Source organism: Acinetobacter baumannii (genome assembly GCF_009759685.1).
Lineage (GTDB): Bacteria > Pseudomonadota > Gammaproteobacteria > Pseudomonadales > Moraxellaceae > Acinetobacter > Acinetobacter baumannii.
In genome coordinates, this window is the sequence record NZ_CP046654.1 from 745384 (window position 1) to 769106 (window position 23723).

Consider the following 23723-nt stretch of genomic DNA (forward strand, 5'->3'; position numbering starts at 1 on the left):
TTAAGATGATTTTACACATCACAAAAGAGTAATCATCATGTCTACTTTCACTTTATTTTATGGCGTCCCATCTGGCTGTTCATTTGGTTCTATTGTTGCCTTAGAATGGTCAGGTTTACCTTATCAGCTCTGTAGAATTGAGATGCCGGCTCAGTGTAATACCGAGGAATACCGCCAAATTAATCCAGTCGGCGAAACACCCGCACTGCTCTACGATAATGGTAAAGTTTTAACGGAAAGCATGGCTATCTTGAACCATATCATGGCAAAAAGCCTGAATGCGGCTTTTCATTATGAGCAAGGAACAGAACAATTTAATCTCTTTAATCAGAAACTAGCTTTTTTGAATACGACTTTATTTAATGCATTTAGCCCACTCTGGTATAGCCTTGAACACTCTTCATCAGAAGGTAATAAACAAGCATTACGTGAATATGGAGCAGTCCAAGTTAAAAAAGCATTTACCGCTTTAGAAAATAGCCTGACAAATCAAACTTGGCTAATGGGCGATCAATTATCTTTTGTAGACGGATACTACGCAGGTATCGCACGGTGGTTGAAATATCATAATGTTATTGATATTGATCAATTTCCAAACTGCAAACGACTTTATGAACAATTACAAAATGAGGCGGCTGTGAAATTTGCGCATGCGATTGAACAAGAACAGCCCACAAAGAGTATAGGTAAATTTTTAGGCCATATTGCATTTGAAGATGCCATTCAGCAATATGAAAATTTGGAATAGCCATCGCTTTGATAGTGGATATCGTCTTATTATTTGAATTGAACTAAATTTCAATAAAAACGCCTGAATAATCAGGCGCTTTTTATTTTGTATTTACTATTTCCATTGGCACAAAATTTGTTTAATTTCTAAACATTCTCATATTAAAAAAGATTTTACTATGCCTGATCCCAAAAAGTTTGAAAGAACCCTTGATCGGTTTGGACATTATGCTGTTGAGGCTTTTCATTATTTAGCCTTATTTATCATAGGCTGTATGATTGCTTGGTCTGCTGCTCATACCGTTTTTGAAATTCTGACCGTCAAAAAATATGCATCAATCGATGACATCTTATTGTTATTTATTTACCTAGAACTTGGGGCAATGGTTGGAATTTACTTTAAAACTAATCATATGCCTGTACGTTTTCTTATTTATGTCGCCATTACAGCCCTAACACGTTTACTGATTTCTGATATCCAACATGATCATAAAGCCGACCTTGATCAAGTCATTATTACAGGCTCAATTCTTATTTTAGCTCTCTCTATTTTAGTTGTCCGTTTTGCTTCTTGGCACTACCCATCTGTTATGAAAGAAAAACATTCAAAAACACCTACTTCGTTAAAAACACCCCAACCGCAAGATGACGAGTTGGCATAAAAAAATGGCCCCAAGCGGGCCATTTTTTATTTTACATTTAACGAACTCGATAAATGTGATGTTTCGAGTCAACCAATAAGTATTGGTTAGGAGTCTTCACCCAGTGGTATCCACGTGGTGGTGCATATAAGCGATGTGCACGCCAGTCTGAGACATAATAACGGCTATTACGGTATTCCACAGGAATACGATCACCGCGCTTAAAGGCTACATATCGGCCATAATGGTTGCCACGCTCAGAATGTGACCAAACAGGAGCTCTATGATCATTGCGGTGGTCATAACGATAATCATGACGCTGTTCATAGCGATTATGGTCTTTACCGTGATAGTTATCCCAACGATGATTTGAATCGGCCATCGCAGTTGCCGACATACCCAACATTAATGTTGAAAGTACGAGAACAATAGGCTTTTTCATGGAGAGTATTCCTTTTTATCTTGATCTGAAGCTAGATTAAGAGAGAGTCAAGGAGAAACCATGAATAAAATGGCTTTGATTGATATTGTTTGTAATGACTATAAAGAAAATATGAAGAATCTGTATCTGTGCTACCATTAGCATTTTTCAAGCTAGGTCAATTGCTGTGTCTGAAATCAGTTTTGAACGTCTTCATCAATTTTTCTGCAAAGTTCCAAGTGTACAAGAAGCCCGTATCATGGCTCATGGAGCAGATGGCGAACACGCTTGGTGGTTTAAGTTCAGTATTGATGTAGAACACCCTCTCGCATGGCAAACCGTTCAAGAACTAGGGCATGTTTTAAATTACCTGTCGACGAATGAGCGTTTACCTACTTTATTCTTTCCTGTGTCTCCACCACCTTACATGAATGGTGAAGCAAAAGATTTTTTATCATGGGTTATTCAGTGTAATCACCCTGAGTTTTCTCCAGATGTGGTTTGTGATTGGCTTGAAGCGCGTTTGCCGAATCCTGTAGATGATGAGTCGCAGTGGAAAATTAAGACGGATTTGAGTGAAATAGAGAAGTTAGATGATAAAGCGTTGGATCAGTTGATTCCGCCAGCGCCTTAAAATATTCAAAGTTTTATTTTCTATTTTTAATTAGCACGACGGGGTCTTACCGCTTTAATTTCTATTTGTAGTAGCTAATTCGTTACTTTGGTTTCGCCCAAAGTAACCAAAAGCATTTGTCATCCACAAAACCTGAGGTACGGATAGCAAAGATTAATAATCTTTGCCGTACCGCAAGGCGAAAGCTATGCTTGAGTTTGAACTACGCACTTTGTTTGTCTTGCGCTCGAAGCAGACGATGTTTGCTTTCCCTCGCTCAGGTTGTGGATGACTCTAGGCACAAGCCATTTTTGGAAAACTTCAAGATAGTGATTAAAAAGTCGATAAACCTGACCATTCCATAAAACGATAAATCCAATACTTCACTTTAGACTCATCGGCATACTTCGCATAGTCCACGCTCATCTGTCTACCTTGTAGGTTTGACCACGAAGTATTGAAGTAATTCTGAGCATCTTTAAAGACTTGATCTTGAACTTTGCCTACAACCAACATATCCGTTTCAAGGTTATAATTTTTTAAATTACGGGCTGTAAAATTGGCAGATCCTACAATTAACACAGCTTGTTGAGCATTATATTTCAAGATCATTTTGCTATGGTTCTGCTCACCATGGGTATCACACCAACGAATTGGAATGCCAGCAGCATGTAACTCTGAAGCTACCTGACGGTTTGGGATACCATTCTTTTGTCTACCAAACGCATCTTTATTTGGATCGAGTAAAACACGAACAATAACGCCACGTTCTTGGGCACTTTTTAGAGCTTTAATAATCTTACGTTCAGATAAATAGAACATACTTAAATCAAGATGTTCTTTAGGTTTAGCCGTATTAATTAATTTTAATACAGCTTCATAGATTGCCCCTTCAGTTAGCACTTGAACTTGAGGCTTGCTAACGTCTTTTTCAAAATCGCCTAATATAAGTGATGGTGAACTACTTCCTGACATTTGCGCAACAGCAGCTTCGGTTTGAAGTACATCAGCAGCTGTGGCTCCATTTACCACCAATGCCACATTAGAATGGCGCGAACTACCATCATGCGGATTGGCTGAAGTCACCAATGACTTCCAACCCGTATCGGTATCAACGACAACAGTTTTACGATGGTTTGCTTTAAAGTTAAATAAGTTCAAATAACTACGTAGCGTGATTTTTTCATCGCCAAATGGGTTGGGTAACCAGCCTTTCTCTGGATTATTGCCAATATTTTGGCAACAGATGTACCAAAACCCCGACCAGAATGGGTTAGAAGCACGTAAAGGTGCCAGATTCGTTTCGATGACATCAACACCAGCTTGGCGTAATTGGCGGTAGTGTTCAGGGCTTAGACCACCATATACCGAATTAATCGGGTCGGTAATCATAACAACCTGAATTTGACGGTTTTGTCTTTTTTTACTAATTAGTGCATCAGTGAGCTCTTGCATCAATGGTCTTTGCTTTAGATTTGAATCGCCTACTTCTGAATTAAATAAGAACATATCCACCACAATTGTGGTTTTTGCCTCATCAATCATTTTCAAGATTTCATCAAAGATGTGCTGATCAACCTGTTGTTGCCCATTCGCATCAATATACGTTTTATCGGCTAAAAATTTAACATCAGCATGTCTGAGCTTGCCACTAAAGTTAATTCCTTGCGGCAATGGTTTCACTGTGTGATAAATTGCCGATGCAAGATATGCAATAGCAACAACGCAAAGTATGACCGCCATATAACGACGTCCTGACCAATTTAACTTTTGATGAATTCGCTGAAAAATACGCATAAAAAAGACCTAACTTGATAGTTTCAAATTAGGTCTTTTGGCTTGATTTTTCAAGTTTAGTTTCGTGTTGAAGCCTTAGAAACTAAAATCTACACCGACGGTAAAGTTACGTCCAACTTGCGGGATATTTGATAAGAACGACGCATGTTGATAAACCGTGTCATCTAACAAGTTATTCGCTTTTAAATAAACGCGATAATCTGTTTTTGCACCATATTGTCCAGAGTATGCTACCCCTAAATTGAGCATGTTGTAGCCTTCTGTTTCGGTTTCATAAGCCGCAATCTTATCTTGATTAAAGACATGATAGTACTCAGCAGAACCACTAAAACCGTCACCAAAATCTGCATCAACTTTAGTACCTAAACGCCCAGCCGGAATACGTGGAGCATTGCCCTCGGCATCAATCTTACCGCGCACGTAATCGCCAAAAGCACTGATCTTGTACATTGGGGTAATTTGATAACCAATTTCACCCTCTGCACCATAGAAGCGTGCTTTATCTTGAGTGTATTGAACTAAACGGAAGTCTTTATAACGGTCAAGGGTTTGCGCATAGATGTAGTCATCAAACCAGTTATGGTACACATGAAGATGATAATCAAGTTTGTCATTATCAAAATGCAAACCTAACTCAACATTATTCGATTTTTCCTTACCGAGTTGATCATTTCCTAACTCATAAGTATTCGTCGCAAAATGTCCACCATTTGCATATAACTCTTGAGCTAAAGGCAAACGCTCTTGATGTGAAGCGACAAAAGAAAGTTTATAGTTCGGTGCAAACTCCCAATTCGCAGCACCTGCGTAAGAGAATGCCGAACCATCAAAATCTTGTTTAGAATTATCGTCTACATCAATTTCTTGCTGATCTGCACGGGCAGAAAGCTCAAAATGTACGTCTTTCCATTGTTTATGTTCTAAAGCAAATACGCTCCACTTTTTGGTAGTGGTTGGAGCCATGAATGCTTCTTCGCCAGTTAAATCTAATTTCTGTTGACCTAACTGTGCACCAATTACCCCTTCCCAACTTGCAATAGGGTTATGTACTAACTCAATACGTCCATCATAACCTTTGTTTTGGAATCGGGTCGCAATTGTTCCCTCTTCAATTTCATCATGCTGATAGTCAGTATAGCTTGCTTGCGCACGTAACTTTTGGAAGCCTGCAAATGGATCATTTAACTCGGTTTTAAAATCGTAACGCTCAGATTTTAAATCAATCCATGGGCCACCATGTTCATGTTCTTCATGCTCATGATCGTGACCTTCTTCACCCTCTTCATGGTCTCCACAATGCAAACTTAAACCATGAATATGGCAAGTTTCATATTCATGGCTATGCCCCGGTAAGCCATACTGGTCTCTGCGGTTGCTATAAGAAACACCCGTATAACCACGGTCATAAATCCAAGATAGACCAACATTAACCGAGTCACCCTGCGCAAAAGTATTGTCTACACGGCGCTCTTTTTCACCTTCATAAATATAATTGGGAGCAATATAATTATTCGCATCACGAGTTAACCCCTCAACACGTAAAGCAACTTGGCTGCCTAGGCCAACAGTTACGCCAGCGCTCGCCAGTTTTTCATCACTTCCAGTGTTGTAACGTAAGCCAACTTGTCCTTCATAACCATTTTCAGGCATTTGTGTAGGGATCTTGTTATCAATAACGTTGACTAAACCACCAACAGTTCCCGCACCAAACAATAAAGTAGAGGGTCCACGAATCACTTCAACTTGTTTTGCGAGAACTGGATCTACTGTTACAGCATGATCAGGAGACAAAGTTGAGACATCCACATTTTCAGATGAATTTTGAAGAACTTTAACACGTGGTCCATCTTGTCCACGGATGACTGGGCGACTCGAACCAGCCCCAAATTGATTCGCATAAATCCCCACCTCACTATTGAGCGCATCCCCAATAGTGGCGGCCCCTTCCGTCAAATGCTTTTGGTCAACTACAGTATCTGCGACTGCAAAATCTTTTGAAGTTTGCTCAAGGGGGTGTGCCTTGATGCGGATAGTTTCTAACTTCTCAACATTTTCATTTTCTGCTGCAAATACAGGTATGGATATGACAGCCAAAATGGATAAGGTCAAAATATTTTTATAGAACAACATGAGGTGAGTCTCTAATCGTACGCCTTTTGTTTTGTTATATTATAACATTTCAGTTGTTTTGCAATAAAAAACATTCGCTAATGACATGTTTCGATAGACTCAACTTTTTGATGATGTGAGAAGCTTTCTTTTCTAATGCCTTTTACAATCTCCCATGCAGTTATCGCCCCTCCACTTGCTAAATTGAGCCGAAATACGTTACCCATTGCCGCCTTAGCAATTGGCAGTATGACGCCCGATCTTTACCGCTTATTTACAATGCAATCAGGTATGCTGACTCATCAATGGAAGGGGCTTTTCTACCCTAACCTTGCATTAGGGCTATTATTCTCTGCCATTTGGTATTTACTTTACCGACCTGTGGTTTACCGTTTTTTTGGTATCCAACACGATTTAAAACTAGATTCTTTTAGACATTTTTTTAGCTTTTTTATTGGAATCATAATTGCTCTACTCATTGGTATAGCAACACATCTCATTTGGGATGGGCTTACCCACTCAGACTTTAGAACTTTTATATTTCAAGACTTTTTATCGCAAACTGTTCACTTGTTTGGCCGCCCTTATCCATTGCATCGCCTTCTTCAACTCGGTTCTTCTGCTCTGGCATTACCTTTTTTAGGCTGGATGAGTATTCATTACTATCAGCGCCATAAACAGCATTGGAAAGTAAATTATAAAATTAAAATTTTTGCTTGGTGTTTATTTGCTTTATCTACACTTTTAGGCTTATTTTCATTTTGGGACTATGCCCGTTATATTCCCCATGAGGTTTGGCATTCTGATACCTATTATTTTACTGGCCGCTCTATTAATGAGTTTATGCAAGGTTGGTTAAGTACGTTTAGTTTGGGATGTCTATTATTCTTATTTTTAGATCGACAACAAAGAATGGGTTAAATAGCTAAACTTGCTGCCAAATTGCTCATTTTTAGCTAAATTATAGCTGTTTTTTGATCTAGTTCTTGTGGCATGCCATTCAACAGGGCATAATCGAAAACTTATTTTTTTGACGGTGCGCGGTTTACGCATCCGTCTTTTCAGCCAATATAGTTTGGATAATCTTCATCATGATGCGAACTCATTACTGTGGCTCTTTAACTGAAGCCCAAATCGACCAGACCGTTACATTATGCGGTTGGGTACATCGTCGCCGTGACCATGGCGGTGTTATTTTCCTTGATATGCGTGACCGTGATGGTCTCGTTCAAGTGGTTATTGACCCAGATACTCCAGAAGCATTTGCAACTGCAGATAAAGCACGTTCTGAATATGTATTAAAAATTACAGGTCGTGTTCGTCGCCGTTATGAAGGTACTGAAAACCCAAATATGGTGAGTGGTCAAATCGAAGTTTTAGGCAAAGAAATCGAAGTTCTTGCTGCATCTGAAACTCCACCATTCCCATTAAATGATGACACTATTAACGTGTCAGAAGAACACCGTTTAAAATATCGTTTCTTGGACATCCGTCGTCCAGAAATGTTAGAGCGTTTACGCTTCCGTTCTAAAGTAACCAACTTAATTCGTAACTATTTAGACGATCATGGTTTCTTAGACGTTGAAACTCCGATTTTAACTCGTGCAACCCCTGAAGGTGCGCGTGACTATTTAGTACCAAGCCGAGTACAAAATGGTAGCTTCTATGCACTTCCACAATCACCACAATTATTCAAACAATTGTTGATGGTTGGTGGTATTGATCGCTACTACCAAATCGCGAAATGTTTCCGTGATGAAGACTTACGTGCTGACCGTCAGCCTGAATTTACTCAAATCGACATTGAAACATCGTTCTTAAACGACGATGACATTATGGATTTGATGGAAGGCATGACTGTTAAATTATTTAACGACTTGCTTGGCGTAAAATTTGAAAAATTCCGCCGTATGCCATACAGCGAAGCAATGCGTGATTATGCATCTGACAAACCAGACTTGCGTATTCCGTTAAAACTCGTTGATGTTGCAGACTTAATGCAAGAAGTTGAGTTCAAAGTATTTGCAGGTCCAGCTAAAGACCCTAAAGGCCGTATTGCCGCACTTCGTGTACCGGGCGCAGGTTCATTAACACGTAGTCAGATTGACGAATACACTAAATTTGTCGGTATCTACGGTGCAAAAGGCTTAGCGTACATTAAAGTCAATGAAATCGAAAAAGGAATTGAAGGCCTTCAATCTCCTATCGTTAAATTCATCGAACCAATCGTAATGCAATTGCTTGAACGTGTTGGTGCTGAAAATGGTGATATCGTATTCTTTGGTGCGGACAAAGCTAAAATTGTAAATGATGCAATGGGTGCCCTTCGTGTCAAAATCGGTCATGACTTGAACCTTGCGACTTGTGAGTGGGCTCCACTTTGGGTTGTTGACTTCCCAATGTTTGAAGAAACTGACGATGGCAAATGGACTTCTGTTCACCATCCATTCACATTACCTAAATCTAGCGTAGAAGACGTGAAGAGCAATCCAGGCGAAGCACTTTCTGTTGCTTACGACATGGTATTGAATGGTACTGAAGTTGGTGGTGGTTCACTTCGTATTTACACATTAGAAATGCAAAAAGCGATTTTTGAAGCGCTTGGTATTTCCGATGAAGAAGCAGAAGAAAAATTCAGCTTCTTACTCAATGCGCTTCGTTACGGTGCACCTCCTCACGGTGGTTTGGCATTTGGTCTTGACCGTTTAGTAATGCTTATGACTGGCGCGACTTCAATTCGTGATGTTATTGCGTTCCCTAAAACGAAAACTGCTGAATGTCCACTTACTCAGGCACCAGCTCCTGTTGAAGCAAACCAGCTTCGTGACTTGGGCATCCGCTTACGTGAACAACAAAAGAAAGAAGCTTAATTGCTCTTTAATAAAAAACCCTGCAATTGCAGGGTTTTTTATTAAGAAAATTTTAATGTGTTATCTTTTTCTCAAAACTTGAAACCGTATTAAATTTTTGCTCAAAAATTTGGATAATTTCTGTTTTTAATTTTTCAAAATCGACCACGTGTTCATCGTCATTTAAACAAATCTGTGGAAGTTGCTCATTCTTAATAACATGATTAATTTCAGGAAGATTTTGTATTCTTAAATTAAAGTTCTGTCCACGCTGAAATATATTTACTGGGTAAAAACGAGCCGAACATAACTGCCATAATCGAAATAGGTATTGGTTCACGTCTAAAGGTTGTCTAAATCGATGACTTGATACTTCTTTTAAGTAGCTCTCTTCGTTTCTCCAAACTTCTTCAAACACCGATTTTAGAAACGGTTGGGGTAAATGAGTACTATAAAAGCTTGAGAATTTTCGATTATATAAGCTTAAAAAATTGCCCAAATTATTACTTATCGAATATCGATGATTAAAAAGTGCAGAAGGATTACTCCGAAAGAGTTTTCTCTTATCAAAATATTTATTAATAATTGCGACATCCGTCAAAGCAACTGCGCCTAAAAAGTTCTCTTCCCCCACCACCATCAAAGGTTGTAATTGAATACCATCGCAAGGTAAACCATTTTTAAAAAAGAACTCTGGTTTTAAAGGACTATTAATAAAGGTGTCATCATTAAAATAGACAAAGTGTTCTGCCAAGCCTTCTATTTTATGAATATTGATTTCAATCGCATGTGAATTAAACGTAGGCAAACAATGAGGTTCTATAATTTGGTCATGAGTAACCAAATTTAATTTGGGATGATTTTTGACTAAAAATTCAGGAAAATGGCCACAGGTTACAAGATGAATTTTCCTTACCCAAGGACAGAATTTCTCAACAGATCTAAACCAGTAATGAAGATTATTCCAGTCACGATAACGACATTGATCAACGAGCTCATCAATCTTGGTTTTTGTTTCTTTGGATTTATAATATATATATTGCTGCTGCCATTTCGTATCGGTTGAGTCCACCCAAATCATTACAAAATCGATCGGCTGCATTAAACATCTATCCAAATAAATGCAGTAATTTACTAGATAAAATTCGATAAAAAAGGAAATGATGGTTTATTAATGTTAATAAAACTTCACAATTTCTCCATAATTTTAATTTTTCTATGTAATTAGCTTAATTAAGGCTCTATTGAGATGATAGTAGGCAAATGGCATAATAACTGTTCTCTTTCTCCCATGGTAATTGATTATGGCAATGCGTCCTGACGTTCGTCGACATGCTTTAGTCGTGATTGTATTTTCTCTCGCACAATGGTTTTTCATGCGCTATATCCTTGCGAATGAATTATTTAACCTTACAACAAATCAACGTATTCTTTATTTCTGCGTAAGTAGTTTAGTCGGTGCATTACTTATTTTTGTTGCGCTGATTTATATGGTCTTAAAAGGAAATGCGGATAAAAATTAATATCCGCATCTGACCTAACATTTAGAAAATCTTAAATTTATTTTCCAATATAATTATCACATAACTGAATCAGTTCCGGATGTCTGTCATGTTGATGGACAATAGGAATGATTTCTTGGTTACGGTTAATAATAAAACCTTGATCATTAATAGAAATTTGCTCTATTGGATATAATCCAAGAGTTACAATAATAGATTCAAATGGCTGACAACGAGTTACCTCTGCCAACTCATTAGTAATTAATAATTTATTATGCATGGCTTGATCATAAATTCTGTTAGACATTTTTTGATATGGCTGTTTACAGAATTCTTCAATCATTTTATTGATATAGACTTTAATTGATTCATGATCCCCAATAGTAACGCCAGAACAAGAGACTTGCTCATCTTTTGCAAGATTATAAAAACTCTCTCCGTATGCATCCAAAATCCACTTTTGGTTATATTGCTCAGTACCTATCGTAAAGTCTGGATTTTCCATTCCGACAAATAAAGCTTTGCTAAGATTCTTAAAAGGATTACTTTGAAAAAAAACGTCTCGAACATCAGTTAGCAATACATGTGAAGCATCAGGATGATTTTCTACAATTTCTTTATATTCAAAGAAACGGCTCACATGAGGATAACCTGTGATTTTAAGGCCTTTTATCTTTGTTTCGGGTTTTGCTTCGTTTACGGTTAAGTCAATAATTTTCTTAAAAATATTTTTCACAAATTTATATTTATAAATACCTGAATACTTTGACTTTGATTTAAATTTACCAATAGTTGAAACTTTAAATTCAATTTTAAAATTTTTGACGTCTGAGAATACATTCACAAACTCTGTCATTTGCTCTTTATATATAATTAAAGTCAATATGCCATCAAAGTCTGTCTTTCCCAAAGAATATACAAAAGAAGAGATCAGGTCAGCGTTGTATCCTGTAGCTGACCCAATAATAATATTTTTTTGCTTAATCATAAAATTAATAATAAAAACGAAAGAGACACCTAAATTATATATTTATTAAGTATATATTTCTTTAATTTAACTCTAAGGTATCGCAAAAAATCACTATCGTCTTGAGAATGCGAGCCGACTAAACTTCTTTCCTTCTCCAAATAGCTTAAAGCATCATTGTTCTCAATAATGGGATGATCGAATAAGAAACTGACATAAAAACTAAATTCACCACGCCCTACAAGGTCTTGCCAATGGTCGTAAATTTTTATCGGTTGATGATAGTCGACCAACATCTGTGCCATTTTACGATCTATAACATAGGCATAAGCATAGGCAAGTTTTTCAAGATAGTCGTAATCCACTTTAAGAATTTTTTGGTTATACAATTCTTCAGGTAAAAGTTTTCCTCGAACCCGATTACATATTTTCATTTGAATACCGCCCAAGCTTAGGAAAAAGCAAGGACCAAAATTCAAAGAACGAATGTGTTTTTCTAAATCTTGAAAATCAATTTCAAAACGTTCGATTACATCATCTTCAAAAATAATGGCATATTCTTCATCAGAGCTTAAAAAATCTTTTAATGCAGCAATATGAGACATGGCACAGCCTAGTTCACCAGGCGTCATCGGTTTCTTCTTGCCTGCTACCCCTTGTTGAAAATACTCACTAACACTTAAATTTTTCCCAATTACCCCAAATTGTTTAAATTCATCTCGATATTTATAAAATGTTGCTTGAGAGAACAACTTTTTTAAACGTTCACTATTCGTAGATTCAATACTGATTAAATATTTTTTCATTTCATTCAAATGTTAAAATGAGTCAGGGATAGTCTATCTAATTATAGTTATATCGAGTGTAAAATTTAATGCTAAATCGCCTAATCCAAAAAAAATGGTACAAGTACCAACAAGCAAAAAAAGCAAAAACTTTTGACTCTCATTGGTATATGCGTTTTGGCTGGTTAGAACAACCTTTTACAATACTTGAGCAATTAGATTCTCTCTTTGAAATCCATTCTCCTGGAAAGTTTACCTTTGCCGATAGCTTTTATGCTCATGAAAATGGACGACATTTTATTTTCTTTGAAGAGGTGGATGATCAACATCCGGTAGGCTTTCTTTCAGTTTTAGAAGTCTTTAAGGATGGCACTTACACCCCGCCCGAAACTATTTTAAAACTCGATTACCACCTCTCATATCCTTGCGTATTTAAAATAGATAGCACTTGGTACATGATTCCAGAGTCTTCTGCCAACAAAACTATTGAACTCTGGAAATGTACTGATTTTCCAATGAAATGGGAGAAGCATTCTAACCTAATGGAAAATATTGAAGCGGTTGATAGCACCCCTTTTTACCATGAGGGCTTATGGTATCTTTTTACCTCAACGCGCCGTGATTGTAAAAAGTTTGGTGACCGTTTAGATTTGTTCTTTACCGAAGATATTTTAAATCCTAACTGGCAAGAGCACCCAATGAACCCAGTGTGCCGAGGAAGTCAGCAGTTCCGTATGGCGGGCAAACCTTTTGTTTACAAAGGGCAACTGGTTCGGCCAAGCCAAGATTCTTTAAAACGTTATGGCGGCAATATCGAATTAAAAGCAATTACTCAGCTTAGTCCAGCAGCTTATGAAGAAAAATTACTAGAAGTAGTTTTACCAGACTGGAATCAAGCAGATGACGGTTGCCATACTATTAATTTCGAAGATAATTTCGTCGTACTTGATGCCATCCGCCTTACACCAAAAAATAATTAAGTTTTCAGCAGGCCTTTATAAATGTTAAGCGTCTGCTCAGCCATGGCTGGTACAGTCAGTTCAGCCTTGGCCTTTGCATATAGTGGGCTGAAGTCATTTTGAGCCTCAGATTGAAGGGCATATTCAATCGCTTTTGCTAAACCTTGAGTATCTCCAATTTCGGCTAGATATTGCTCTGGCAACCACTCGATCACACCGTTCACTTTGGTTGAAGCCATTGCTTTATCGGCCTGTAAAGCCTCGACCATAACAAGTGGAAAACCTTCACGATCTGATGATAAAACCACGATATCAGCCAGTTGTACCAGATCACGCGCATCAGTTCTAAACCCAAGAAAAGCGACCCGATTTTGCATGTTCAATTCGCTGACTTGCTTTTCCAAACTTGCTCGAAGTGAACCGTCACCAACAATCCATAAATTGGCATCAATCTGTTGCATCGACTCAATCAATAAACTGATATTTTTTACTGGTTCTAGACGTCCAATACACATAACAACTTTTTTGCTTGTGTCTAGCTCAGTAAAATCTTTTTGAATCGATTGAAGCAATTTTTCTTTATTTTCAGTTGTAAGTACGGGCTGAGGATATACTCCGTTATAAACTACGTGTGCTTTAGACTCTGGAATGCCTTGCGTGAGCGCTTGGCTCACCGCAATAACTGCATCACCTGCTAAATAAGCAGACTTATTCTTTTTAGTACCATGAACAGTCGTTACAAACTTTGGATCAGATAAAAATGGCTTAATGCGGGCAATCAGCTCAGCCGCTTTTCCTGCTTGTGCATGAACAATAGCGGGTTGGATTTGTTGAATAAGATTTTTAAGTTGCCAAAGTAAAAAAATATTCCAACGACTACGGGCAAAATCGATAGCATGAAAATGTACTTGTTGGCTAAACTTGTCTACATAGCAAGGATGTGCAATCACATGTACTTCATGGTTTAAAGCAAGCTCATTAACAAGGTTAAAAGTGTGCTGCTCTAATCCACCAACTCCACCGCTAGTTGCCAATACCTGAACAATTTTCATAGCTTGCCTACTTATTTTTTATCTTTATTCATGGTCTGTTCAAAAAGCTTAGCTTCTTTTAGAAATGCATAAAATGCGTTAATCATACTATTTACGAAACCACGCCAACCATTTAAGAAGCTACGGCGAATAAAATAAGACTTCATAAAAGTCACTGGCATCACCAAAACCAATTTTGCAATGCTTGGAGACTTTCCTTTTTGGTATTTCTCTAATGCTTTTAAGTTGGAATATTGGTTATTTTTTTCGACTTTAACGAAAATGCTCGACTCACCATAGTGGTAAATATCGTGTTGAGCACGTTGAGATTCACCATCTACGATCACATTTTCATGGACTTTATTGGCAAGGTCATAATGCCCTTTAGACCTACGGAAAAAACGCACTTTTGCATGTTTTTTAGTATGTTTACTGTTCGGAACACCTAAAAATACATCATTAATTGGGGTGATGAGTGCATCAAGCTTGTTCTGTTGAATGGTCTCAACAATTTCTTGTTTTAACTCATTAGATAAAACTTCATCGCCATCTAAATTAAGCACCCAATCATTTCGGCATTTAGCTAAAGCTAAACTTTTTTGCCCAGCATAACCCTGCCAGTCTTGGTGAGAAATTTGCGTATTTTCAAAGCTCTGAGCAATTTCATAAGTATTATCAGTACTGCCCGAGTCTAAAATAATAACTTCATCAAACTCACTGACACTTTGTAAAGTTCGCTCTAACCAAGCACCACAGTTTAAAGTGACAATATAAACACTACATGGAATTTTATTCATAACTTATAACGTCCTTTAGCAAGGGCGATACGCATCTGTAAAGCATTCATGGCACCATGCGTGCTGACACGTGGAATATTAAATTGGTTATCTGCTTCATATGCTTCGATTTTTTTACGAGTCGATACTGCATTTTTAAAGCCAATCTCTTGGGCCATTTTCTGGTGCTTTTCGTTAAATCGACCAAATGGATAAGCAAAACTCGGGCACTTCCCAACTAATGCTTCAACATCACGCTTAGACTGAAGCATTTCGTCATAAGCGGTTTGGTCATCAAGCTTAAGTAAGTTCACATGATGTTGAGTATGCGCACCAAATTCAATTAAACCAGAGTTGGCCATTTCATGGATTTGCTCATGAGTGAGCTTTTCGATGCCTTCAATTTGCGTTGCTAAATAAATAGTTGCTTTCGCGTTATATTTTTTGAGTAGTGGATAGGCATAAAGATAATTATCCATAAAGCCATCATCAAAACTTAAAGCAACCACATTCTTTTGATTACGATATTGTTCAAGCTCAGAAACAAAGCAAAAGATAGCGCCTTTACGCGTTAACAACGTTAAGAGTTGTTCAAACTTTTCAGGAGGCATATTCATGCCAGAAGCAGCATCTTTAGGAGTGACCTGATGTAACATCACAATGCGAGGTAGTTTACTCGAACGAAACGGAAGCCAGAATGTATAATTACCTAGCACATATAACAGTGCAGCAAGTGCTAGCAGGCCTACCGCAACGTACAAAAACCACATCATGCATAAACCTCATGTGACCATTCATAATCTTCTGAAAGGGGCTGCTTAAATGTCACTTCAACCATAAACTGGGTGATGCGTTTAGCATTGAAAGACTTACGCGTTTTCTCCCAGCCCTCTTTCGCTATTTTTTCAGCCTGCTCTGGGTTTTGATCAAAGAATTGTATCTTCTTAGCCAAGTCAAACTGATCATCAAAGTAAACCACTTCCTGCTCAGTATAGAGTTTCTCAAAGCCTGGAATTCTTGGGCTAAAGGTAAGTAAACCATTACCAGTCAGCTGAACAATACGATCAGAGCTATATAAGGTTACATCATTACGGCGTGAGTAATTGAGCCCCATTTTTGTTTCAGACAGAACCTTATAATAAGCCTTACCATATACACCTGGCTGTTCAAAACAACCATAATATTGATAATTTACATGGCCTTGTTGCAAAGCCTCTGCTAAATCTTTTAAGAATTTCTCGCGCTCAGGCTCTTTATAAACAACACCGCAGAAAATAAAAGTTTTGTCAGTTTTTGAGTTTGAAAATTGCTGTAGTGTTTCTACATTGCGATGACCAACATTCGGCATATAAGCCACACTTAAATGAGGCTGTTTTAACTTTTGGAGATATTCTCCACCTGTTGTGCAGAAAATAGCATCTAGATAAGGTGAAAATGCTTTGACAAAGTCGAGTTTGTTTTCAAGATAAAGCGGATCAACATACCAAAATGCAATTTTAGTATTGGGGTAAGACTCTTTAATCTGTCTTAAAACATCTGGACTCATCAAGTCGCCATGACCAATCAATACCAAATCAGGTTCAATATTATTAACAACCTTGAGTACTTCTTTATTGGCCCACTTTGCCCCTAATTTTTTGGTTTTAAAGATTGTTCCCATTCGAGCCATGTCACGGAAACTAAAATCATAAACGAAATGGCCATTTTCAATTAATCCGGCAGAAATTTTACGGTCTGTGCAGTAAAAATGTGCGCCTTGTTTATTAAAGCCAAAATTTGCAATATGCAATATTTTCATTTATTTACTCAAAATAAAAAATTTAATTTTTCGCTAAAAGATATGTTGCCACACGGTCTGCTTCTTTAAAAGCATAAGGTTGTGGCAACTGTACGACACAAGTATTCTGTGAAATTAGTTGTGATTCTATCATTTGATCAATCGAGTGCGTAATTCTATCGTCTTTCAACCGATCGATTGCTATGACCCCTACGCGACAACCCGCAGTAAGTGCTTCAAAAACCATAGAAACGCTATCTTCTGTTACCCATACAGCTTCTGCTTTTTGCATCTCTTCAAAAATCCAGCCTTGAGGTGTTTGCTCAACCGGAAATATTTGTAAATGCTGGGCAAAACTTTGTTGTCTTAAAATATCAATAAACTCTGCTGGTGTTCGACGTGAAGTCGTTAGAATTATTTCGGCATCTGGATTATTCTCAACAATCTTTTGCATGCTTAATAATACTTTTTCTTGGTTCCATTGATGTCGTTTTGACGAACCACCTAATGCAATTAAAATTCTAGAAGCTTGATGGCGTTTTTCATTACGAATGGGATTTAATGCCCCACGCGTAACAATCACTCGATTATTCGCAGGAATACCGTCGTGCTCTGGAATCACAGCATAATTAAACCAAACCGTCGGTAAATTTGGCTTCATTAAAATAATGGTCTTCGCCTTTTTGAAAATTTTACCGAGCAACCAGACACGAAAATGCGTATGACTTCCAACACCAAATATAAAATCGGGCGCCTGTTGAAATAGAGATTTTTTTGAAGAAAAAAGCGCTTTGATTAAGGACATAACAGGCAAGTCATTAATAGAGACTTCTTCAAAAGTTGCATTTGCCTGCTGTCTTTGCATCGCCTGAAACAAGCCTAAAGCTTGTGAGCGATGCCCTGCTTTACCATCAGAGACATAGACAATATGCATAAAAGCTCCCTAACCCAAAAATAAAAAGGCGAAACCAACGTTCGCCTTTTCATGTTAACGGATTAACTTATTTTACGTAAGTTAACCAGTGTTCATATTTTGGATTTTTACCTTGAACTGCATCAAAGAAAGTCTTTTGGATTTCAGTAGTAATTGGGCCACGGCAACCTGCACCGATTTGACGGTCATCGTATTCACGAATTGGTGTTACTTCAGCAGCAGTACCTGTGAAGAATGCTTCATCGGCAATATAGAATTCGTCACGCGTAATACGACGCTCAACAACTTCATAACCAAGATCTTTAGCAATCGTCATCACGGTTTGGCGTGTAATACCGTCAAGTGCACCACCAGCAATATCTGGAGTGTGTAAAACACCATCTTTAATCAAGAATACGTTTTCACCAGAACCTTGGCACACATAACCTTGTGGGTCCATAAGCATTGCTTCATCGTAACCCGAATGTGCAACTTCTTGGTGAGCAAGAATTGACAACGTGTAGTTACCAGATGCTTTTGCTTTACACATGGTCACGTTTGGATGGTGGTGAGTAAATGATGAAGTTTTAACGCGAATACCTTTCGCCATTGCTTCATCACCAAGATATGCACCCCATGCCCATGCTGCAACAGCGGCATGAATAGTGTTATTTGTTGCTGCAATACCAAGTTTCTCTGAACCGATCCAGATCAGTGGACGTAAATAGCAAGAAGCTAATTTATTTTCACGAACAACATCGATTTGTGCTTGTTCAAGCGCTGCTTGATCATACGGCACTTTCATTTGATAAATTTTTGCTGAATTTAACAAACGTTTTGTGTGGTCTTGAAGACGGAAAATTGCAGTACCTTTAGGAGTTTCATAAGCACGAACACCCTCAAATACACCCATACTGTAGTGTAAAGTATGGGTTAAAACGTGAATCTTTGCATCACGCCAATCAATTAATTGTCCATCTTGCCAAATAAAACCATCACGATCAGCCAAATTCATGGAACACTCCAAATTGTTATAAAATCATTCACTATCCAACTCAACCGAGGCGGTTGGGTCTATTAATCTTTGCCATAAATTGCAAACGACCGCACGGGTACTACGCCAGTCCGCTGCGCTTACTTGCATGGATTGATTCGCAAGGGCTAAGCGGTGGCTTTCGGCACGTTCACTAAGATAGGCTCGAATTAATGCTGTGGCATCTTCACTGGATAAGCAGTCTGCTTTAGCAGCATCTTCTAATATTCTTACATTATCAGAATAATGGGCGAGATCGGGTTTCGTCCCGCTCCATGCAAGTACAGCATACTGTGCCATAAATTCGATATCTACGATACCACCTGCGTCCTGTTTTAAATGAAAAATACCATGTTTTTTTTGTTCAGAAGATGAACCTAAGTGGTCTTTCATTTTCTGACGCATTTTCAGCACTTCCTCACGAACATAAGCCTCATCTCTAGATTGAGTCAATATCTCGCGGCGAAATATTTCAAATTTTTGGCAAAGCGCTTCATCACCTGCAATAGAACGTGCACGAACTAATGCCTGATGCTCCCAAAGCCATGCACTTTTCAACTGATAATGCTCATAGGCTTTCAGGCTTGTCACCAATAAACCTGCCTCACCTGAAGGTCTTAAACGTGTATCAATTTCATAAACGCGGCCATCAAGCGTTTGAGTGGTCATTAAAGACATAAACTTTTGAGCGACACGCATGGCAAACTCAAAACCAGTTATTGACTTAGTACCATCCGTGTCGGCTTGTTCATCTAGATAGTGAATAAAGACCAGATCTAAGTCCGAACCATAGCCCAGTTCAATACCACCCACCTTGCCATAACCAATGACAGCAAAGGCTTTATAATCGAGTGAACAACGTTTTCCCTCGACATCTTTTGGGTAACCATGACGCTTTGCTACGGTCTGATAAGCTAAATTAAGAGTTGCATTAACACTGACTTCTGCAATATCTGTCAAAGCATCAGAGACCTTCATAAGAGGACTTTCAGCTAACACATCACTTGCAGCGACCGTTAACACATTACTCTTTTTAAACAAGCGAAGTACCCGCATTTGATCTTCGACCTGATCAATTTCGATACGAAGTAATTGCTGACGTAATGAGTCTTCCAAGTCCTTACGTTTTGGTAATTCAAAGTCCATCGACAAGAACTCATCCAGCAATACCGGATATTGCGTTAACTCTTCACAAATCCACGGGCTCACTGTCGCCATTTTTACTAAGCGTTGTAATGCCCCTTTACTTTCAATCAGCATTACCAAATAGACGGTTCGACGCATGACTGATTCAATCAGTGGCATTAAACGTAATAATGCAGTTTGTGGTTGTTCAGACTGTAAAATGGCTTCAATTAAATGGGGCCAAAACGTTTTTAAACGCTGCACGGCATTGGAAGGAAGTTTTTTAAGTGCATGACCATGCCAGAACTCATGAATCAGATTTTTTGCATTATCATCTAACACTTCATCTAGCTGCTGCTCTAACTGTCCAAAGTTCTCGGTAGCTGCATTGGAACTTGTGTCTTCAATGAGCTGCTTAAACTGAACTTTTACTTTTTGGCGTTTCTCGTTAAGAACATCAATAAATTCATTCCAACTCGTAAAACCCAAAGTATCTATAATGCGTTGTCGTAAATCTGCTTCTTCTGGTAATAGTTGCGTTTGTTGATCATTCAAGGCTTGAATTGCATGTTCAACACGGCGTAAGAATAGGTAAGCATCTTCAAGCTCTAGTACGGCCTGTTTTTCTAACAAGCCTGCCTCACCAATATGTTCAAGACTGACCAAACATTGACGGTCTTGCAGCTCACGTTTAGAACCGCCGTAAATAAGCTGGAACACCTGAACAATAAACTCAATTTCGCGTATACCGCCTGCCCCGAGCTTAATGTCATCTTCAATATGCCGACGTAATACTTCGCGCTCAATCATCGCTTTCATATCGCGCATAGCAGCAAAAGCGGTGTAATCGACATAACGACGGAATACAAAAGGACGTGTCATTTCTAATAAGTCTTGCCCTTCTTTACCCCCAGTAACTACGCGTGCCTTAATCCATGCGTAACGTTCCCATTCACGGCCATGCTGACTTAAATATTTTTCTAAAGCTGCATGACTAATCGCTAATGCTGAGCCATCTCCCCAAGGCCGTAAGCGCATGTCTACTCGAAACACAAAACCATCTGCAGTGATATGTTCAAGTAAATAAATAAGTTTTTGTCCCCACAAAATACAGAACTGCTGTACATCAATACATTTACGACCGTTGGTTTCGCCTTGCTCATCAAAGGCAAAAATCAGGTCGATATCACTTGATAGATTTAATTCCTGTGCCCCAAGCTTACCCATGGCAACCACAATCAAATCTTGAACTTTGCCTGAATAACTTAATGGTTCGCCATGTTTAACAACCAATGCAACACGAGCAAAAGCCTTTGCGGCACAAATACTTGCATCGGCAAAGTCTGAAAGTTCACGAGTAAGTGTAACGACATCCGTCAGTTGATTGGCATCTTGCCAGATCCAGCGAAACATTAAACGACTGCGCAGTATACGAAGCGCACGCATCCACGTTATTTCATCGCCAATTCCGTCAAGGGTGGTGTCTACAAGTTGGTAAATTTGTTCTGTTGAGAGCGGTGCAGCAAATTGATCTATTTGATAATCTTGTTCTAAAACAGCCTGATGTAACCCTAAAACTTGTTCAGCATATTGGCTGGCACGCAATGTTTTTTGTAACTGCTCCGCATTCATATAAAAAAGCTCTTTTCCTCAGACTCTCTTTTTAGTTATAGCAGTTCAAGTAGTAGTAGGAAAAGGGATTAAACCAATTTTGCTTCAGATGTATTTTGTTGTTCTATATGATGTTCAGGAACTTCTTGAGCAGAGGGTAATAAAACTTTAAATGTCGTTCCCACTCCTTTTTGGGAAGTTACACTAATTTTCCCCTGATTAATCTCGACAAAACGCTTACATAAGCTCAAACCTAAACCCGCACCTTTTTCCCCAGCGGTGCCTTTAAAGCTTGCTGTAATACGCGGATGGAATAAATTTGCCATTTGCTGTTCAGTCATGCCAAGCCCTGTATCACGCACAGTGATTTCGACATTTGTACCCACCTGCTTTGCTTCAATGAACACTTTTCCAGAGCCGTCAACATCGGTAAATTTCAATGCATTTGACACCAAGTTTTGGATCACGGAAGTCATCATATTGATATCGGCATAGATTTTTAAATCTTCGGAAACCGCATTTACCAATTCAATATTTTTCTTTAAAGCCAAAGTATGCAGCACATCACAAACAATATTGCTCACTTGTCTAAGCTTAAAATTAATTGGGTGATAAACAAAGCGACCACCTTCGGCCATTGCCCATGTCAGCAAACTTTCAAGTAAGTTATAGGTCGATTGAGAAGTGTCGTATAAATAATCGGCAATGTTTTGAATACTCGACTCATCCAGTGTTTCACGTTCTTTAGCTAACACTTCGGAGAAACCTAACAAGCCATGAAATGGTGCCCGCAAGTCATGCGAAATAATGGAAAAGAACTTTGTTTTACTCGAGTTCAGCGCGACTTGCTGCTCATAGAGTTCATTTAATTCTTCATAATTAAACTTCAACTCGACTTGTTGCATAAAACTAGAACAGTAATCGAGAAGCAACTGAATTTGATCATCTTCAAAACAATTTTCATCGTCATCGAAGAAAACTGCAAATCCCATAGATGTCTGGTCAGGCTGCACCAAATGGACAGCTAAGGCACGCCCACATTCAATATTTAGCTCTTTTAAATAGTTGATTAAATTTTGATAAGAAGGATGATTGTGATGAATCACCTGTTGTTTAGCAAAACATTGTTTTAGGTGTCTTGAAGGTTTAAAGGAAATTGCAGTCATGCCATCCGGGCAATGATGCCAAAAATAAGGTTCCTGATTAAAAGTAAGCAAAGCTTTTTGACACTTCAACAGGCGAAGACTAAACCGGAAAAATTGCTCAATATAATTCTGCTCGGCATTTAATCCAAGTAATAGTGATATCTTACAAGCTGTTAACTGCTCTACCTGATGTAGTTCTAATCGCTGTGTCATGCCCGCCTCACAGATTTTGTCATTGTTGGTCGGAACCGCTCTTTTGAAGAATGTACTTATAATCATTATGATCTACTACAAACTTTAACACAGTACATTAAAAGAGCAACTTTCTTTTCGAAATAGAAATGTGAAGTTTCAATTAAAGGTTTTCAGATACATAAAGTGGGTATGGTTTAGAAAAATACAACAATTTTTTTGGAAGAAAGAGTTGTAAGTAATAGGAAATAGGAAGTCAAAATTAGCTAGAAAAGAGATAAAAATTAGCTTAAATCATCTTATAAATATGAAACCTTAACTTCGACTCAAATTTTGCTTTTATCAAATGCATTTCATATTTAAATAAAGTCTGCTTGAATTGAAAAATTAAAAAACCTTTAATAGCTCTAAATTTATAAGCGATTTGATCCCGACCCTCGGAACCAAAGCAAGTAGCTCATAATTTCGTAAAGTCTAGGAACTTTTTTATATCCAACAAAAAACCCCTAAACCGTCAGTTTAGGGGTTTTCATAGAATCATAAGATTCTGAATCTTGGTCCCGAGGGTCGGACTCGAACCGACACGTCATCTCTGACAGCGGATTTTGAGTCCGCCGCGTCTACCAATTTCACCACCTCGGGAGAGGAAGTATGTTTGTGTTGCGTATATTAGCGCGTTTGCAAAACTTGTCAAACCCTAAGTGAATATTATCGTTCACTTTTAGATCATTTAAACATTTTTCATGAT

The 23723-nt window shown here is 38.2% G+C and carries 21 protein-coding genes and 1 tRNA gene; 7 read left to right on the forward strand and 15 right to left on the reverse strand.

Translation table 11 applies throughout. The features are described 5' to 3' along the window. The first annotated feature begins 37 nt into the window (after positions 1 to 37). On the forward strand, positions 38 to 748 hold the full coding sequence (locus tag GO593_RS03445) for a glutathione S-transferase family protein (protein ID WP_000103025.1): 711 nt from the start codon (positions 38 to 40) through the stop codon (positions 746 to 748). A gap of 160 nt (positions 749 to 908) precedes the next feature. Continuing rightward, positions 909 to 1391 (forward strand): phosphate-starvation-inducible protein PsiE, encoded by a 483-nt coding sequence (locus GO593_RS03450; RefSeq protein ID WP_001113293.1) that lies wholly within the window; start codon positions 909 to 911, stop codon positions 1389 to 1391. 37 nt (positions 1392 to 1428) lie between these two features. Here the strand turns inward: GO593_RS03450 and GO593_RS03455 are convergent, their stop codons facing one another. Then, positions 1429 to 1812, reverse strand: coding sequence for an RcnB family protein (locus GO593_RS03455; RefSeq protein WP_000743009.1), 384 nt, complete (start codon positions 1810 to 1812; stop codon positions 1429 to 1431). Positions 1813 to 1978: 166 nt separating this feature from the next. Between GO593_RS03455 and GO593_RS03460 the strand changes: the two genes are divergently transcribed. Next, positions 1979 to 2425, forward strand: coding sequence for a hypothetical protein (locus tag GO593_RS03460; protein WP_001290059.1), 447 nt, complete (start codon positions 1979 to 1981; stop codon positions 2423 to 2425). 312 nt (positions 2426 to 2737) lie between these two features. On the opposite strand, the gene GO593_RS03465 is transcribed toward GO593_RS03460, so the two are convergent. Both GO593_RS03465 and znuD read right to left on the reverse strand, forming a co-directional pair. After that, positions 2738 to 4201 (reverse strand): phospholipase D family protein, encoded by a 1464-nt coding sequence (locus GO593_RS03465; protein WP_001218079.1) that lies wholly within the window; start codon positions 4199 to 4201, stop codon positions 2738 to 2740. A gap of 75 nt (positions 4202 to 4276) precedes the next feature. Continuing rightward, positions 4277 to 6331: a zinc piracy TonB-dependent receptor ZnuD gene (gene znuD, locus GO593_RS03470; RefSeq protein ID WP_000899887.1), complete on the reverse strand. Its 2055-nt coding sequence runs from the start codon at positions 6329 to 6331 to the stop codon at positions 4277 to 4279. 135 nt (positions 6332 to 6466) lie between these two features. On the opposite strand from znuD, the gene GO593_RS03475 reads away from it, so the two are divergent. Both GO593_RS03475 and aspS read left to right on the forward strand, forming a co-directional pair. Next, complete coding sequence (locus GO593_RS03475) at positions 6467 to 7231, forward strand: DUF4184 family protein (RefSeq protein ID WP_001116946.1); 765 nt, start codon at positions 6467 to 6469, stop codon at positions 7229 to 7231. A 170-nt stretch (positions 7232 to 7401) separates the two neighbouring features. Next, entirely contained in the window at positions 7402 to 9180 is a 1779-nt protein-coding gene (gene aspS, locus GO593_RS03480; RefSeq protein ID WP_000986451.1) for an aspartate--tRNA ligase, read from the forward strand. Between the two features lie 52 nt (positions 9181 to 9232). On the opposite strand, the gene GO593_RS03485 is transcribed toward aspS, so the two are convergent. Then, positions 9233 to 10261 carry a stealth conserved region 3 domain-containing protein gene (locus GO593_RS03485; RefSeq protein WP_001182453.1) on the reverse strand — a complete coding sequence of 343 codons (1029 nt, stop codon included), beginning with the start codon at positions 10259 to 10261 and terminating at the stop codon, positions 9233 to 9235. A gap of 202 nt (positions 10262 to 10463) precedes the next feature. On the opposite strand from GO593_RS03485, the gene GO593_RS03490 reads away from it, so the two are divergent. Continuing rightward, positions 10464 to 10682, forward strand: a complete 219-nt coding sequence (locus GO593_RS03490) for a hypothetical protein (protein WP_001251492.1) — start codon at positions 10464 to 10466, stop codon at positions 10680 to 10682. Positions 10683 to 10719: 37 nt separating this feature from the next. Here GO593_RS03490 and GO593_RS03495 read toward each other — a convergent pair whose 3' ends face one another. Together GO593_RS03495 and GO593_RS03500 are read right to left on the reverse strand one after the other, a co-directional pair. Further along, a complete protein-coding gene (locus tag GO593_RS03495; protein WP_000595315.1) occupies positions 10720 to 11649 on the reverse strand; it encodes a lipooligosaccharide outer core biosynthesis glycosyltransferase GtrOC6 in 930 nt (309 codons plus the stop codon). A 29-nt stretch (positions 11650 to 11678) separates the two neighbouring features. Further along, on the reverse strand, positions 11679 to 12434 hold the full coding sequence (locus GO593_RS03500) for a glycosyltransferase family 25 protein (protein ID WP_000760352.1): 756 nt from the start codon (positions 12432 to 12434) through the stop codon (positions 11679 to 11681). Positions 12435 to 12502: 68 nt separating this feature from the next. Between GO593_RS03500 and ghy the strand changes: the two genes are divergently transcribed. Beyond that, positions 12503 to 13393 carry a glycosyl hydrolase Ghy gene (ghy, locus tag GO593_RS03505; RefSeq protein WP_002134572.1) on the forward strand — a complete coding sequence of 297 codons (891 nt, stop codon included), beginning with the start codon at positions 12503 to 12505 and terminating at the stop codon, positions 13391 to 13393. On the opposite strand, the gene GO593_RS03510 is transcribed toward ghy, so the two are convergent. From GO593_RS03510 to GO593_RS03550, 9 genes are all read right to left on the reverse strand, one after another. Further along, on the reverse strand, positions 13390 to 14424 hold the full coding sequence (locus GO593_RS03510; RefSeq protein WP_000706915.1) for a glycosyltransferase: 1035 nt from the start codon (positions 14422 to 14424) through the stop codon (positions 13390 to 13392). The two genes, ghy and GO593_RS03510, sit on opposite strands and share 4 nt — an antisense overlap. 11 nt (positions 14425 to 14435) lie before the next feature. Then, positions 14436 to 15200 (reverse strand): glycosyltransferase family 2 protein, encoded by a 765-nt coding sequence (locus GO593_RS03515; RefSeq protein WP_001033817.1) that lies wholly within the window; start codon positions 15198 to 15200, stop codon positions 14436 to 14438. Beyond that, complete coding sequence (locus tag GO593_RS03520; RefSeq protein ID WP_000989966.1) at positions 15197 to 15952, reverse strand: polysaccharide deacetylase family protein; 756 nt, start codon at positions 15950 to 15952, stop codon at positions 15197 to 15199. The genes GO593_RS03515 and GO593_RS03520 overlap by 4 nt, the downstream gene beginning before the upstream one ends. Next, positions 15949 to 16977 carry a glycosyltransferase family protein gene (locus GO593_RS03525; protein ID WP_000697424.1) on the reverse strand — a complete coding sequence of 343 codons (1029 nt, stop codon included), beginning with the start codon at positions 16975 to 16977 and terminating at the stop codon, positions 15949 to 15951. Before GO593_RS03525 ends, GO593_RS03520 begins: the two co-directional genes overlap by 4 nt. A gap of 22 nt (positions 16978 to 16999) precedes the next feature. After that, a complete protein-coding gene (locus GO593_RS03530; RefSeq protein WP_000548420.1) occupies positions 17000 to 17890 on the reverse strand; it encodes a mitochondrial fission ELM1 family protein in 891 nt (296 codons plus the stop codon). A 67-nt stretch (positions 17891 to 17957) separates the two neighbouring features. Continuing rightward, complete coding sequence (locus tag GO593_RS03535; protein WP_001046506.1) at positions 17958 to 18884, reverse strand: branched-chain amino acid transaminase; 927 nt, start codon at positions 18882 to 18884, stop codon at positions 17958 to 17960. 24 nt (positions 18885 to 18908) lie between these two features. After that, on the reverse strand, positions 18909 to 21659 hold the full coding sequence (glnE, locus tag GO593_RS03540) for a bifunctional [glutamate--ammonia ligase]-adenylyl-L-tyrosine phosphorylase/[glutamate--ammonia-ligase] adenylyltransferase (protein WP_000990840.1): 2751 nt from the start codon (positions 21657 to 21659) through the stop codon (positions 18909 to 18911). 68 nt (positions 21660 to 21727) lie between these two features. Then, positions 21728 to 22996: a sensor histidine kinase gene (locus GO593_RS03545; protein WP_000194111.1), complete on the reverse strand. Its 1269-nt coding sequence runs from the start codon at positions 22994 to 22996 to the stop codon at positions 21728 to 21730. Between the two features lie 534 nt (positions 22997 to 23530). Continuing rightward, positions 23531 to 23617 (reverse strand) — tRNA-Leu (locus GO593_RS03550). Positions 23618 to 23723 lie beyond the last annotated feature (106 nt).